9 protein-coding genes are annotated in these 14,797 nt (G+C 71.5%); 6 read left to right on the top strand and 3 right to left on the bottom strand.

Annotated elements, in window-relative coordinates; all coding sequences use genetic code 11:
• Positions 1 to 44: 44 nt before the first annotated feature.
• Together EKO23_RS09315 and EKO23_RS09320 are read right to left on the bottom strand one after the other, a co-directional pair.
• Positions 45 to 2,030 carry an alpha-1,4-glucan--maltose-1-phosphate maltosyltransferase gene (locus tag EKO23_RS09315; RefSeq protein ID WP_134716500.1) on the bottom strand — a complete coding sequence of 662 codons (1,986 nt, stop codon included), beginning with the start codon at positions 2,028 to 2,030 and terminating at the stop codon, positions 45 to 47.
• A gap of 113 nt (positions 2,031 to 2,143) precedes the next feature.
• Positions 2,144 to 5,554, bottom strand: coding sequence for a M36 family metallopeptidase (locus EKO23_RS09320; RefSeq protein WP_134716502.1), 3,411 nt, complete (start codon positions 5,552 to 5,554; stop codon positions 2,144 to 2,146).
• A 118-nt stretch (positions 5,555 to 5,672) separates the two neighbouring features.
• On the opposite strand from EKO23_RS09320, the gene glgP reads away from it, so the two are divergent.
• Both glgP and EKO23_RS09330 read left to right on the top strand, forming a co-directional pair.
• The gene (gene glgP, locus EKO23_RS09325; RefSeq protein WP_134716505.1) at positions 5,673 to 8,255 is read left to right on the top strand and encodes an alpha-glucan family phosphorylase; all 2,583 of its coding nucleotides are present in this window, start codon (positions 5,673 to 5,675) and stop codon (positions 8,253 to 8,255) included.
• Positions 8,256 to 8,318: 63 nt separating this feature from the next.
• Positions 8,319 to 8,996, top strand: a complete 678-nt coding sequence (locus tag EKO23_RS09330; protein ID WP_134716507.1) for an ion channel — start codon at positions 8,319 to 8,321, stop codon at positions 8,994 to 8,996.
• Positions 8,997 to 9,186: 190 nt separating this feature from the next.
• On the opposite strand, the gene glgX is transcribed toward EKO23_RS09330, so the two are convergent.
• Entirely contained in the window at positions 9,187 to 11,361 is a 2,175-nt protein-coding gene (gene glgX, locus EKO23_RS09335) for a glycogen debranching protein GlgX (RefSeq protein ID WP_246050988.1), read from the bottom strand.
• Between the two features lie 164 nt (positions 11,362 to 11,525).
• On the opposite strand from glgX, the gene EKO23_RS09340 reads away from it, so the two are divergent.
• The 4 genes from EKO23_RS09340 (at position 11,526) to EKO23_RS09355 (ending at position 14,786) form a co-directional block, all read left to right on the top strand.
• Entirely contained in the window at positions 11,526 to 12,581 is a 1,056-nt protein-coding gene (locus EKO23_RS09340) for a M36 family metallopeptidase (RefSeq protein ID WP_134716511.1), read from the top strand.
• A 161-nt stretch (positions 12,582 to 12,742) separates the two neighbouring features.
• A complete protein-coding gene (locus tag EKO23_RS09345; protein WP_134716513.1) occupies positions 12,743 to 13,519 on the top strand; it encodes an enoyl-CoA hydratase/isomerase family protein in 777 nt (258 codons plus the stop codon).
• Positions 13,516 to 13,839 carry a hypothetical protein gene (locus EKO23_RS09350; protein ID WP_134716515.1) on the top strand — a complete coding sequence of 108 codons (324 nt, stop codon included), beginning with the start codon at positions 13,516 to 13,518 and terminating at the stop codon, positions 13,837 to 13,839. Before EKO23_RS09345 ends, EKO23_RS09350 begins: the two co-directional genes overlap by 4 nt.
• A gap of 173 nt (positions 13,840 to 14,012) precedes the next feature.
• Positions 14,013 to 14,786 carry an electron transfer flavoprotein subunit beta/FixA family protein gene (locus tag EKO23_RS09355; RefSeq protein ID WP_246050989.1) on the top strand — a complete coding sequence of 258 codons (774 nt, stop codon included), beginning with the start codon at positions 14,013 to 14,015 and terminating at the stop codon, positions 14,784 to 14,786.
• Positions 14,787 to 14,797 lie beyond the last annotated feature (11 nt).

Consider the following 14,797-nt stretch of genomic DNA (forward strand, 5'->3'; position numbering starts at 1 on the left):
CTGTGCGTCGGCGGACACGGCGGTCCGGCTCGGCTCGGTCGCGGTCAACGGGGCCTCCTGATCGTGAGGATGTGGGCGGGCTCGACGTAGGGGTCGAGGCGGACGTAGTCGTGCTCGGTCCAGCTCCAGGTCTCGCCGGTGATCTCGTCGTGGACCAGGAACGAGTCGTTCCAGTCGAGGCCGAGCGCCGGCATGTCGAGGTGGACCATGGTCTCGCGGGTGCCGTGCGGGTCGACGTTGACGACCACGATCACGGTGTCGAGCTGCCCGTCGGGCAGCTCCCGGTGCTTGCTGAAGACCAGCACCGCGTCGTCGTCGCTGCGGTGCACGGTGAGGTTGCGCAGCAGCTGGAGCGCCGGGTGGGCCCGGCGGATCTCGTTCAGCCTCGTGAGGTACGGCGCGAGCGTGCGGCCCTCCTTCTCCGCGGCCTCCCAGTCGCGGACCCGGATCTGGAACTTCTCCGAGTCGAGGTACTCCTCGGAGCCGGGCTTCACCGCCACGTGCTCGAACAGCTCGTAGCCGGCGTAGACGCCCCAGCTCGGGCTGCCGGTCGCGGCGATGGCTGCCCGGATCTTGAAGGCCGCCGGGCCGCCGTACTGCAGGTAGGCGTGGAGGATGTCGGGGGTGTTGACGAAGAAGTTCGGCCGCATCAGGTGGTCGGACTCCCGCGACACCTCGCTGAGGTAGTCCTCCAACTCCTGCTTGGAGTTGCGCCAGGTGAAGTAGGTGTAGCTCTGGTGGTAGCCGATCGACCCGAGCCCGTGCATCATCGGCGGCCGGGTGAACGCCTCGGACAGGAAGATGACGTCCGGGTCGGTCGCGCGGACCTGGCCGAGCAGCCACTCCCAGAAGGCCAGCGGCTTGGTGTGCGGGTTGTCGACGCGGAAGATCCGGACCCCGTGCGCCATCCAGAGCCGCACCACGCGCAGCGCCTCGGCGTAGATGCCCTCGGGGTCGTTGTCGAAGTTGATCGGGTAGATGTCCTGGTACTTCTTCGGCGGGTTCTCCGCGTAGGCGATCGACCCGTCGGCGCGGGTGGTGAACCACTCCGGGTGCTTCTTCACCCAGGGGTGGTCGGGCGCCGCCTGCAGCGCGAAGTCGAGCGCCACCTCGAGGCCGGCCTTGGTCGCGGCGGCGACGAAGTGGTCGAAGTCCTTCATCGTGCCGAGGTCGGGGTGGATCGCGTCGTGGCCGCCCTCCTTGGCACCGATCGCCCACGGCGACCCGGTGTCGTCGGGGCCGGGGGTCAGCGTGTTGTTGGGGCCTTTGCGGTTCAGCCGGCCGATCGGGTGGATCGGCGGCAGGTAGATCACGTCGAAGCCCATCGCCGCCACTGCCGGCAGCCGCTTCGCCGCGGTGCGCAGGGTGCCGCTGGTGACCTTGCCGGTCTTCGGGTCCTTCGTGGCCCCCTCGGAGCGCGGGAAGAACTCGTACCAGCTGCCGTAGAGCGCGCGCTCGCGGTCGGCGTACGCCGGGAAGGGCCCCTCGACCGTGAGCAGGTCGCGCAGCGGGTGGCGCGCGAGGACGTCAGCGAGGTCGTCGGCCTGGAGGACCGCGAGCCGGGCGGCGACCGGACGGGAGGTGTCCTGCGTCGCGTCGATCGCGCCGGCCACCACCTTGGCGTCGACCGAGCCCTTCTTGAGCCCCTTGCGGACCCGCTGCAGCAGCAGGTGCCCCTCGGCGAACATGAGCTCGGTGTCGATGTCGGCCGGGATCTTGATGCCGGCCGCGTGCTCCCAGGTGGCGAGCGGGTCGGACCAGGCCTGGATCTCGAACGACCACGCGCCGTCGGTGTCCGGCGTCACCCACGCCTCGTGGAGGTCGGGCACCGTGTCGTGCTTGACCATCCGGACCGGGTGCCGGCGCTTGCCCCGGGGGTCGATCAGCACCACCTCGGCCCCGAGCTTGTCGTGGCCCTCGCGGAACACGCGGGCGCGGACCGGGAACGGCTCGCCCACGGTCGCCTTGGCAGGTAGCCGGCCACGGTCGACGACGGGGGAGACATCCATGACGGGTATGCGTCCGACCATGCGCTCCACCCTAGGGGTCAGGTGAGGGTGCGCCGCAAGGCCGGACCAGCGAGGATGAGCACCCCGGCCGGTCCGGCCCTGGTCCTGCTCCCGGGTGGCGGGTCCGTGGCAGGTCAGTAGACCTGCAGCTCGGCGGCGCGCACCGACTGGCCGCGGTCGGACGCGGTCCTGCAGTCGGTGGCGTTCGTCGGGTCGTCGTCCTGCTCGCCGGCGTAGCCGGAGTAGCCGGTGCACTGGTTCTCCAGCGCCACGAACCGGATCGCCGCGGCCCGCGTGTCGGGCACGTCGAACGACCGCAGGAGGAGGTTCGGCGCCACCGGCCGCGGTCGTACGGCGGGGAAGGCGGCCGTGGACGAGGTGTAGAACCGCTTCCACGTGGCGCCGGCCGAGCCGCAGGCGCTGGTGCACGCCTCCAGCGCGAAGCGACGCAGCGCGGTGAACCGTGAACCGGAGTCGGGGTCCGCCGCGAGCGGGAGGTCGGTCGCCTCGGCCGGTGCCGGACGCAGCATCGCGCTGACCTGGACCCGGCGGACCGTGCGGGTCCCGCCGGCGAGGTCCACCACGACGTACGGGTGCTGCCCGGCCTGGTCGACGTTGGTGCCGTCGTTGACGCCGGCCCAGTTCGTGGACTCGGTGCCGTCGATCAGCGAGGCCGCGTTGAGCGACCCGGCGCTGGAGGAGAGGACCCTGGCGCCGTTCGCCTTCGCGGCCAGGTTCCTGGCCCCGGCGAGCCGGATGGTGCGCTTCTGGCCCGGCTTCACGGTGACCGTGAACCGGCTGAAGCCGCGGCCGGTGGACTGGTGCAGCAGCTGGTGCCTGCCCGGGACCAGCGAGAAGGTGCTGCCCAGCTTCGTGGTCGACAGGGTGTCGGCGACCGGGGTGGAGCGGGCCTCGTAACGACCGACGTACAGGCGGCCGGGGGTGGCCAGGGTGACCCGCGCGTTGTGGGACCGCGGCGAGGCGAAGCTCGGCGTGGTGTCACCAGAGTCGGCGTTGGGCGTGGCGGCGCCCTTGCCCATCCCGCGCTTCGCGAACGCGTCCCACATCGCCTTCACGTCGCGGCCGCCGAAGCGCATCCGGTCCGCGGCCAGCATCGCGTCGCGGGCGTCGAGCATCGACGTGGCGCCCTGCTGCAGCAGGAAGGCGTCGAACACCAGCTGCACCCAGCGCCGGTTGCCGGGGCAGACCTGCGGCGCCCGCGGCGTACGGCGGGCGCCGAGGCCCTCCGCGCACGCCTCCTGCAGCTCCTTGTCGGCGTACGGGAAGCGGGCGTCGTAGCGCTTGACGAGCGCCTGCCGGACCGACCACATGGTGCCGTTCCAGATCTCGCCGTCCGCGTGCACCTCGTCGCCGGTCGAGTCGAACCCGTAGTTGGAGTAGTTGAGCGGGTTGGCGTTGATCGCGTAGTCGCGGATGCCCACGCTCTTGTTCCCGGTGGCGTAGGGGCCCACCGCCCAGGGGTTGGCGCCGGTGGAGTAGCCGTGGCTGAAGAGGTACTCCGCGGCGACCAGGTCACCCCACGACTCGCCCATCGCGCCGCCCTGCTCGGAGGTGATCCCCTCGTCCGGGCCGCCGATCATGCGGTTGGAGATCGCGTGGGTGTACTCGTGCCCGACGATGCTCATGTCGAGCGAGCCGTCCGCGCAGGGGGAGTAGAACGCGCCCGCGATCGGCTGGAAGAGGTACTGGTTGGTGATGCCGGGGATCCCGTCCTGGAGCGCGATCTGGTTGGCGTTGTCCCGGCCGAGGTACGACGGCGTGCCCCCGCTGAGCGCGCCTGCCTGGACGTTGCCGACCTCGGGGTCGTCCTGCCGCGTCGGGTCGGGGTTCCGGCCGAGGTTGTCCTGCTGCAGGTTGTAGTTCTGCTCGGTGAAGCCGAGGCCGTAGCTGTAGTCGTGCATGCGGTTGTGTGCGACGAACAGGTTGGTGGCCGCGAAGTCGATGTCGTTGCCGCCGGGCACCAGCTCCGCGGGGTTGCAGCGGGAGTTGTTCCAAGCGTCGGTGAACGCGGTGGTGTACTCCCGGGTCGGGGAGAACGGGGCCTGCGCGAGGCCGCCGGGCGTGAGCGGGCTCAGCCAGGCTTCCCGGTCGCTGGCGTTGTTGCCGCGGGTGGTGAAGGTCGGCAGCCCGGTCAGGTGGTCGTGGTCCCAGGGCGAGCTGTAGGGGTTGGCCAGCCGGTGCCCGGGGGTGCAGCCGGCCGCGGGCTCCCAGCAGCCGACCACGGTGTTCCTGGGCGCGTGGTCGGCCGACCAGTCGAGGGCGGGGTTGCTCGGGAAGTAGCGCCAGCGGGGGAGCGGCACGGACGGCGCCGCGGCGCTGCTGTCGCCGGAGGTGACGACGCCGGTGTAGGCGCCCGGGGGCAGGAACGGTGCCGTCGGGTCCTCGAACGGGCAGACCTGGGCGTGGTAGACGCCCTGCGGCAGGGTGCCGCCCGGGGCGTAGGTCAACGTCTCCGGGCTGGTGCCGAGGTCGCCGCTGGCCAGCAGCGCGCCGCCCGGGCCGAACAGCTTGACCACGATGTCGTTGGCCGGGTTGACCGCGGTGGCGGCCACCGCGATCTGCTGCGTCTTCGCGTCGGTGAGCTCGAAGGCGTGCTGCGGGCCGCACGCGTCGGCGGTCACCTCGCCCTGGAACGGTGCGAGGTCGCTGGAGTGGTCGACCTTGTCCTGCCGGACGAGCACCTTGCCGGTCACGGCGTCCACCATCGAGGTGTAGGCCAGGGCGGCACCCTTCTGCACGTCGACCACGTTGGCCTCGAACACCGGACGCACCGACCCGTCGGCCAGGGCCAGGGCGCGCAGCCGCACCTGCTGCTCCTGGGCGAAGCCCGGCACCGTCAGCCGGGTCCAGCCGCCCTTCGTGACCGTGCCCAGCGTCCCGGTGTCGATGCCGTCCCGGCCGACGTTCGCGGCGGCGGCCAGCCAGGCGCGGACGGGACCGAGCCCCGGCGCAGCGGGCGTGCCGGTGGTCCGGGTCAGGGACGAGGAGACGTAGGCGATCTGCCCGTCGGCGACGCCGACCGTCACCATCGACCCGATCGCGGGGGAGAGGTCGCCGAACCGCTGGCGGAACAGCACCGCCCGGGCGCTGCTCCGGGCGAGCCTCTGGGCGTTGACCAGCTCGAGGCCGTCCACCTGGCCCGCGGTCAGGCCGAGCAGGGACCGGTGCGCCCGCAGCCACGACCGGGCCGCGGTGGCGGCGTCGGACGACGAGGCCGCACCGAGGCTGCCACCGGCCGGCAGGATCGAGGCCGGGGTGCCGAACGCGTTCCACCGGACCGTCGCCGCGAGCCGGGACGCGGCCCGCTCCTGCGCGGCCGTCGGGAGCGCGGTACCGCGGGTGTCGAGGTCGGTCAGGCCGGCCGGGGAGTCCCCGAGCGTGAGCAGCTCGGGCGTGGCCGGGGCGGCCGACGGCGAGGTCTCGCCGACAGCGGGGAGCTGGGCGAGGCCCGTGACCAGGGAGGCGGCCACGAGGGCGGCAGCGGCAAGGCCGAGCCGGCTGCGCCGCGGAACGAGGATCGTCATGCGCCGAACAACGGGGGAGCGCGGTCGCGGGTTACGTGAGGGTCTGCGAAGCCGCAGGTCAGCGGCCTGTCGAGACGGCTATTGGATCGATCCAGAGCCTTTGGGCTACCGTCTTCTGGTGCGAGCGATCCGTCGATTCACCGTCCGTCCCGTCCTGCCCGAGCCGCTGGCCGCGCTGGCCGACCTCGCGGTCAACCTGCGCTGGTCCTGGCACCCCGAGACGCAGGACGTCTTCCGGGCCATGGACCAGGAGCTGTGGGAGTCCACCCACAACGACCCGGTGCGACTCCTCGGTGCCGTCGGCCGCGACCGGCTGACCGAGCTGGCGGGCGACCGCAAGTTCCTCAAGATGGTCGAGCTGGCCAAGGCCGACCTCGACGGCTACCTCACCGGTGACCGGTGGTACCAGCAGAAGGCCGCCAAGGGCGCCGACCTGCCCACCTCCATCGCCTACTTCTCGCCCGAGTTCGGCATCACCGCCGTGCTCCCGCAGTACTCCGGCGGCCTCGGCATCCTCGCCGGCGACCACCTCAAGACCGCCTCCGACCTCGGCGTCCCCATCGTCGGCGTGGGCCTGCTCTACCGCCAGGGCTACTTCCGCCAGTCGCTCTCCCGCGAGGGCTGGCAGCAGGAGACCTACCCGGTGCTCGACCCCGACGGGCTCCCGCTCTCGCTGCTGCGCGAGGCCGACGGCAGCGCCGCCGGCATCTCGATCCCGGTGCCGGGCGAGGACACCCTCGACGCCCGCATCTGGGTGGCCCAGGTCGGCCGGGTGCCGCTGCTGCTGCTCGACTCCGACGTCGAGACCAACCGCGGCCAGCTCCGCGACGTGACCGACCGGCTGTACGGCGGCACCACCGAGCACCGCCTCCTCCAGGAGCTGCTGCTCGGCGTCGGCGGCGTCCGTGCCCTGCGCGCCTTCTCCCGGATCACCGGCGCCCCGGACCCCGAGGTCTTCCACACCAACGAGGGCCACGCGGGTTTCCTCGGCCTCGAGCGGATCCGCGAGCTGACCGTCGACGGGGCCGGCCCGCGCCTCGACTTCGACACCGCGCTCGAGGTCTCCCGCGGCGGCACCGTCTTCACCACGCACACCCCGGTCCCGGCCGGCATCGACCGCTTCCCGCGCGACCTCGTCGAGCAGTACTTCGGCGGCAACAGCCCGGTGCCGGGCGTCCCCGCCGACCGGGTGCTCGCGCTCGGCGCCGAGGGCTTCGAGGGCGGCGACCCCTCCGTCTTCAACATGGCCGTGATGGGCTTCCGCCTCGCCCAGCGCGCCAACGGCGTCTCGGTACTGCACGGCCACGTCTCCCGCGGCATGTTCAACGGGCTCTGGGCCGACTTCGACGAGACCGACGTCCCGATCTCCTCGATCACCAACGGCGTGCACGCTCCCACCTGGGTGGCCCGCGAGGTCTTCGACCTGGCCACCAGCTCCGGCGCCGACGTCGAGTCCAACGACCCCGCCCTCTGGGAGGTCGTCGACAAGGTGCCCTCGGCCGACATCTGGTCGACCAAGCGGGTGCTGCGCCAGCGCCTCGTCGAGGACGCCCGCCGCCGGCTGCGGGAGTCGTGGCTCCAGCGCGGCGCCGCCCCGGCCGAGCTGGGCTGGATCGACTCCGCCCTCGACCCCGACGTGCTGACCATCGGCTTCGCACGCCGTGTGCCGTCGTACAAGCGGCTCACGCTGATGCTGCGCGACCCCGAGCGCCTCAAGCGCCTGCTGCTCGACCCCGAGCGCCCGGTGCAGCTGGTGATCGCGGGCAAGTCGCACCCGGCTGACGACGGCGGCAAGAAGCTCATCCAGGAGATGGTTCGCTTCGCCGACGACCCCGAGGTCCGGCACCGGATCGTGTTCCTGCCGAACTACGACATCGCGATGGCGCAGCCGCTCTACCCCGGCTGCGACGTCTGGCTGAACAACCCGCTGCGTCCCTACGAGGCCTGCGGCACCTCCGGCATGAAGGCGGCGCTCAACGGCGGCCTCAACCTGTCGATCCTCGACGGCTGGTGGGACGAGTGGTACGACGGCAACAACGGCTGGGCGATCCCGTCCGCCGACGTCGTCGACGACCCCGACCACCGCGACGACATCGAGGCGCACGCGCTCTACGACCTGATCGAGAACGAGGTCGCCCCGCGCTTCTATGACGTCGACGCCGGCAACGTGCCGACCCGCTGGATCGAGATGGTCCGGCACACGCTGAAGTCGCTCGGGCCCAAGGTGCTGGCCACCCGGATGGTCCGCGACTACGTCGAGCAGCTCTACCGCCCGGCCGCCCTGTCCTCGCGCAGCCTCAACGGCTCGCACGAGGGCGCCCGCGCGTTCGCGCAATGGAAGCAGGCGGTCCGCCGCGGCTGGGACGGCGTCCACGTCGAGCACGTCGAGTCGCACGGCGTCAGCGCCTCCCCGGAGGTCGGCGACGAGGTGTCGGTGCGTGCGTTCGTGTCGCTGGGCGGCCTCGCGCCGGCCGACGTCGACGTCCAGCTGGTGTTCGGGACCGTCGCCAACGACGACGACCTGGTCGACGTCGCCACGACCTCGCTCACCCCGGTCGAGTCCTACGACGGCGGCCGGCACCGCTACGAGGGTGCGGTCACGCTCGGGCGCACCGGCCCGTTCGGCTACACCGTGCGGATCCTGCCGCGCAACGAGCGGATGGCCTCGCCGGCCGAGCTGGGGCTCGTCGCCAACGCGTGATCCCGGCAGGAGCTGGCGGTTCGTGACCAGTCGGTGCACTCGCGGCGGGCTAGCGTGGCGTCCGTGAGGAAGTGGTACGCCGCCGCGCGCGACACCCCGTCGGCGGTGCTGCTGTTCGTGCAGCTCGCGGGGATCGTCATCTTCCCGTTCCTCGGTGAGGAGGGGTTCGGGCGTGCCGTCGTCGGGATCTTCGGCATCCTCGTGCTCGGGCTGGCGGTCGCGGCGGTCCGGATGACCCCGGCGCTCACCTGGGTGTCGCTGCTGCTGGGTCTGCCCGTCGTCGGCCTCACCCTGCTGGAGTCGATGGTGCCGGACAACGACGGGGTCGTGCTCACCTCGGCGGTCTTCCACGCGGCGTTCTACTTCTACACGGCGTACGCCCTGATCCGGTACATGTTCGACGACGACCACGCCAGCCGCGACGAGCTCTGGGCGACCGGGTCGACGTTCACGGTCGTGGCGTGGGGCTTCGCCTACGTCTACGTGGCCGTCCAGATCGTGTGGCCGGACTCGTTCACCGCGGCACAGAACGCCGGGGATCCCCGCACCTGGGTGGAGCTGCTGTTCCTGTCGATCACCACGCTGTCGAGCACCGGCCTCTCCGACATCGTCCCGATCACCCCGCACGCCAGGTCCGCGGTGATGCTCGAGCAGATAGCCGGGATGCTGTACCTCGCGCTCGTGGTCTCCCGCATGGTCGCGCTCACCACGCTCCGGATCGCGAACCGCAGCAAGGACTGACCCCGCCGAGGTGCCCCGAATTGCGCGCCGAGGTGCCCCGAATTGCGTGCCGAGGTGCCCCGAATTGCGCGCCGAGGTGCCCCGAATCGCGTGCCGAGCCGTGCGAAATGGCGCCTTTGGTCTGGAGACGGTCGCTGCGCGACCTCCTCAACCAGCGGCGGGCGGTCGGCGGCGGGTGACCAGCGGCGGGTCAGGTCTGGCGGAGGACCACGACGGTGCGGCCGCCGAGGCGCAGCCGCTTGCCTGCGACGGCCGGGCTGCCGGCGGGGAGGTCGGGGTCGGTGCTCAGCGCCACCTCACCGCTCTGGACCCACGCGTTGGCCGGCAGCACCACGTCCGCGGCGTACGGCGCGGCGTTCAACCAGATCATGAACGAGCTGTCGTGCTGCTGCTCGCCGCGCGGCCCGGGGGCGCGCAGCGGGCTGCCCGAGAGGAACATCCCGACCACACCGAGGCTGTCGTCGTGCCAGTCGCCGTTGGTCATCTCGCGGCCGCTCGGGTGCAGCCACGCCAGGTCCTTCGGGCCACCCTCGAGCGTAGGCCGCCCCTCGAACCAGTGCCGCTGCCGCAGTGCCGGGTGCTCGCGCCGGAGCCGCAGCGCCGCCCGGGTCAGCTCGTAGATGTCGAGCCACGCGTCGTCGACCCGCCAGTCGATCCAGGAGATCTCGTTGTCCTGGCAGAACGGGTTGTTGTTGCCGCGCTGGGTACGGCCGCGCTCGTCGCCGGCGGTGATCATGGGGACGCCGTTCGACAGGCACAGCGTCGCCATCAGGTTCGCCGCCTGCCGTCGCCGGAGCGCGATCACGTCGGCGTCGTCGGTCTCGCCCTCGACCCCGCAGTTCCACGACCGGTTGTTGTCGGTCCCGTCCCGGTTGTGCTCCCCGTTGGCCCGATTGTGCTTGCGGTCGTAGGACACCAGGTCGCGCAGCGTGAACCCGTCGTGGGCGGTGACGAAGTTGATCGAGGCGTACGGCGAGCGCCCGTCGTCGGCGTACAGGTCGCTGGAGCCGGCCAGCCGGGTGGCGACGGTCCGGATCGCGCCGTGCCCGCGCCAGAAGTCGCGCATGGTGTCGCGGTACTGGTCGTTCCACTCCACCCACTCCGGCGGCAGCTCGCCGACGAGGTAGCCGTCCATCGAGGTGTCCCACGGCTCCGCGATCAGCTTCACGTGCCGCAGGATCGGGTCCTGCGCGATCGTGGTCAGCAGCCCGGAGCGCATGTCGACCTCGTGGCCCTTCCGGGTGAGCGCGGAGAGCAGGTCGAAGCGGAACCCGTCGACGTGCATCTCGGTGACCCAGTAGCGCAGCGAGTCGAGGATCAGCCGCAGCGCCATCGGGTGGTCGGTGCTCACGGTGTTTCCGCAGCCGGTCACGTCCCAGTAGACGTCGGTGGGCCGCTCGGTGTGGCCGAAGATGTCGGGGTGCGGGTCCGGCGGCCGGCGGTCCGCCCGGCGGTAGAACGTGTCGTCGAGCCCGCGGAACGACAACGTGGGCCCGATCGGCCCGGCCTCGGCGGTGTGGTTGTACACCACGTCGAGGATGACCTCGATGCCGGCGTCGTGGAACGCCTTGACCATCGCCTTGAACTCGGTGACCTGCTGCCCGCGGTCCCCGGAGGCGCTGTAGCCGTTGTGCGGTGCGAAGAAGCCGAGCGTGTTGTAGCCCCAGTAGTTCACGAGGCCACGGTCGACCACGGCCGGCTCGGAGGTGAACTGGTGCACCGGCAGCAGCTCGACGGCGGTGATGCCGAGGTCGCGCAGGTAGTCGATGACCGCCGGCGTCGCCAGCCCGGCGTACGTGCCGCGCAGCTGCTCGGGCACCCGGTCGTGCAGCGCGGTCATGCCCTTGACGTGCATCTCGTAGATGACGGTGTCGCGGTAGCGGCGCCGCATCGGGGTGTCACCGCCCCAGTCGAAGTCGTCGCGGACCACCACCGAGCGCGGGACGTACGGCGCGGAGTCGGTGTCGTCGCGCTCGTCCGGCTCGTCCTGGGCGTGGCCGAAGATCGCCTTGTCCACGGTGACCTGCCCGGACACCGCCCGGGCGTAGGGGTCGACCAGCAGCTTGGCGGGGTTGAAGCGCAGCCCTCGTGCCGGGTACCAGGGCCCGTCCGCGCGGAAGCCGTAGAGGGTGCCGGGTGCGACGCCGGGCAGGGCGCCGTGCCAGATGCCCAGCGACTGCTCGGTCAGCGGGTGGGTGGTCTCGTTGCCCTCGTCGTCGAAGAGGCAGAGCCAGACCCCGGTGGCGTGCGGCGCGTGCACCGCGAAGTTCGTCGACTCCTCCGACCAGGTGGCGCCCAGGGGGAAGTTGCGGCCGGGCCAGACCTCGGCGGTCTCGCCCTCGAACTGCCATGTCCCGGGTGTCACGCGGGCCATTGTTGCCGATCGCGCCCGATCGGTCCCGATCGAGGCGGAGACACGGCCCCCAGGGGTGTGGTCACGGGCCGGTTCGCCCGGCAGGATGCCCGATGACCCGCCCACACCCCCCGGGCGGTACCGACTGGAGGAACCACGTGCACACGTTTCGCCTCATGACCGCGGGTCTCGCGGTCGCCGCCACCGCCACAGCGCTCGTCGCCGGCCCGTCCACCGCCGACAAGCCGGGCAGCGGCTCGAGCACCGGCACCGGCCAGATCTTCATGGTCAACCCGGTGCAGTCGTCGGGCGACCAGACCCTGACCGACAGCAAGGACGCGAACACCCCCGAGCTCGCGGCGCAGTACACACCCGCCCAGCTCCGCAACCTCGACGGCACCGGCTACCTCTCCGGTGACTGGGTCAACGTCCGCACCTCGACCGGCACCCCGGCGTACAGCACCACCAACACGTTCACCTACACCCGCGACCAGGACCAGTTCGAGCAGGTCATGGGCTACTTCTGGGTGAACCAGGCCCAGGAGTACCTCCAGTCGCTGGGCTTCCGGCCCGGCGGCCCCTACCGCGCGATCCTGGCCCGTCCGTACGACCTGCGGATCAACCAGTACGGCGTCGACAACTCCTACATGACCGACAAGGGCGACTACATCCGCCTCGGCAAGGGCGGCGTCGACGACGCCGAGGACGCCGAGGTGATCATGCACGAGTACGGCCACGCCATCCACGCGGACCAGGTGCCCGGGTTCTACGACACCGGCAGCATCGACGCCGGCGCGATCGGCGAGTCGTTCGGCGACTACTTCGCGGTCTCCGCCGGTCTGGCCGCTGCGCAGCAGTACGGCTGGCCCGTGAACGCCGAGGACGCCTGCCCGATGGACTGGGACTCCACGTCCTACACCAAGGCCCCGCACTGCATCCGTCGGTTCGACCTCAACCTGACCGTGGCCGACCGCCGCAACCAGGTGCACTACGACGGCCAGATCTGGAGCCAGGCCCTCTGGGAGATCCGGCTCGGCTACCAGTCGATGGGCAAGTCCGCCGCGGCGTGGGACACCACGCTGATCGAGTCGCAGTTCGACTACCCGGTCGGCACCTCGTTCGACCAGGCCGCGACCGTGACCTACCGCGAGGCCGCGGCGCGTGACGGCGCCCAGTTCGCCCGGCTGGTCCAGGAGAAGTTCGAGGCGCGGGGCATCACCGTCACGCCCTGATCGCCGCGCTGCCCGCAGGACACCGGCAGCACACCCCGCACCACGCTCCGGGACCGGGCCTCTAGGCTCGGTCCCGGAGTCGTCCCCGGCATCGGCCGTTCCTGCGCCGTGCGGGTGGTGCTCCGCAGGTACCCCCCGACCCCCCTGACAGGAGGCCCCCCGTGGGTGAGTTCGTGCGACTGGAGGTGTCCGACGGCGTCGGCACCATCCGGGTCGACCGGCCGAAGATGAACGCCCTCAACCGCCAGACCCAGGACGAGATCCGGGAGGCAGCGGTCGAGGCGAGCGAGCGTGACGACGTCCGCGCCGTCGTGCTGTACGGCGGCGAGCGGACCTTCGCCGCCGGCGCCGACATCAAGGAGATGGCGGCGATGTCGCACACCGACATGGTGCGCGCCTCGGGGGACCTGCAGGACTCGATCACCGCGGTGGCCCGGATCCCCAAGCCGGTGGTCGCCGCGGTCACCGGCTACGCGCTCGGCGGCGGCTGCGAGCTGGCGCTGGCCGCCGACGTGCGCTTCGCCGCCGCGGACGCCACCCTCGGCCAGCCCGAGGTGCTGCTCGGCGTGATTCCCGGGATGGGCGGCAGCCAGCGGCTCCCGCGCCTGATCGGCCCGAGCAGGGCCAAGGACCTGATCTTCACCGGCCGGTTCGTCAAGGCCGACGAGGCGCTGGCCATCGGCATGGTCGACCGGGTGGTCCCCGCCGGCGAGGTGTACGACGCCGCGCTGGCCTGGGCGGGCTCGTTCCGGGACGGCGCCCGCTGGGCGCTCCGGGCGGCCAAGGAAGCGATCGACCACGGGCTGGAGACCGACCTCGACCGCGGCATCGAGATCGAGCGGCAGCAGTTCGCGTCGCTGTTCGCGACCGAGGACCGCCGGGTGGGCATGGAGTCGTTCCTCGAGCACGGACCGGGCAAGGCCAGGTTCCCCGGGTGAGTACGGCGAGTCGGGTGACGGGTGCCTCTGTCCGGGTCCGGATCGCGCAGCTGGTCTGGCTCGCCTGCGTGGTGTGCGCGCTGTTCCTCGCGGCCGGCGCGCTCACCTACGCCCTCGACGCCAACCCGGACAACGCGCTGGTGCAGTTCATCCGCGACGTCGCGAACGCCGTCGACCTCGGCGTGTTCAGCCTCGAGAACGGCATCAAGGAGTTCGTCGGCAAGAACTCCGACACCAAGAACGCGCTGGTCAACTGGGGACTCGCTGCGGTGTTCTGGCTGGTGCTCGGCCGGATCCTCGACAAGGTGATCCGGCCTTGACCCCGCCGCGACCCGTTCGTGCCGGTCGGGTGACCGGGACCACATGATGTGAGGAGTCCCACCGCCCGCAGCCGTTCCACCTCGCCGTACCCGCTAGTAACGTCACCACCACACTTCGAGTGCAACAGGAGGGGCCGAACCCGGCCACATCGAACATGAACATCGTTGTCTGTGTGAAGCACGTGCCCGACGCGACCGCGGATCGGCGGTTCGAGTCGGACAACACCGTCGACCGCGTTGGCGTCGACGGCCTTCTTTCCGAGCTCGACGAGTACGCCGTCGAGCAGGCGCTGCAGGTCAAGGAGAAGCGTGAGGGGGAGGAGGTCGAGGTCACCGCGCTGACCATCGGGCCCGAGCAGGCCGCGGACGCGGTCCGCAAGGCGCTGCAGATGGGTGCCGACAAGGGCGTCCACGTCCTCGACGACGCGATCGCCGGCTCCGACGCGGTCGCCACGTCGCTGGTGCTGGCCGAGGCGCTGAAGAAGATCGGGACGCCTGATCTCATCGTCTGCGGGATGGCGTCGACCGACGGTGGCATGAGCGTGGTCCCGGCGATGCTGGCCGAGCGGCTCGGTCTCCCGCAGGTCACGCTGGCCTCGGTGGTGGAGACCCAGGGCGACCAGATCCGGGTCAAGCGCGACGGCGACACCGCGACCGAGGTGATCGGGGCGACGATGCCGGTGGTGCTGTCGGTGACCGACCAGACCGGTGAGGCCCGCTACCCCTCGTTCAAGGGGATCATGGCGGCGAAGAAGAAGCCGCTGGAGACCTGGTCGCTGGCCGACCTGGGGGTCGAGGCCGAGAAGGTCGGGCTGTCGGTGGCGTGGACGCAGGTGGAGGAGACCACCGCCCGTCCGCCGCGCACCGCCGGCGAGGTCGTGACCGACGAGGACGGCTCGGGCGCCGCTGCGCTGGCCGAGTTCCTCGCCGCCAAGAAGTTCATCTGAGGAGCTGAGTG

The sequence above is a fragment of the Nocardioides guangzhouensis genome, assembly GCF_004519545.1.
GTDB classification, from domain to species: Bacteria; Actinomycetota; Actinomycetes; order Propionibacteriales; family Nocardioidaceae; genus Nocardioides; species Nocardioides guangzhouensis.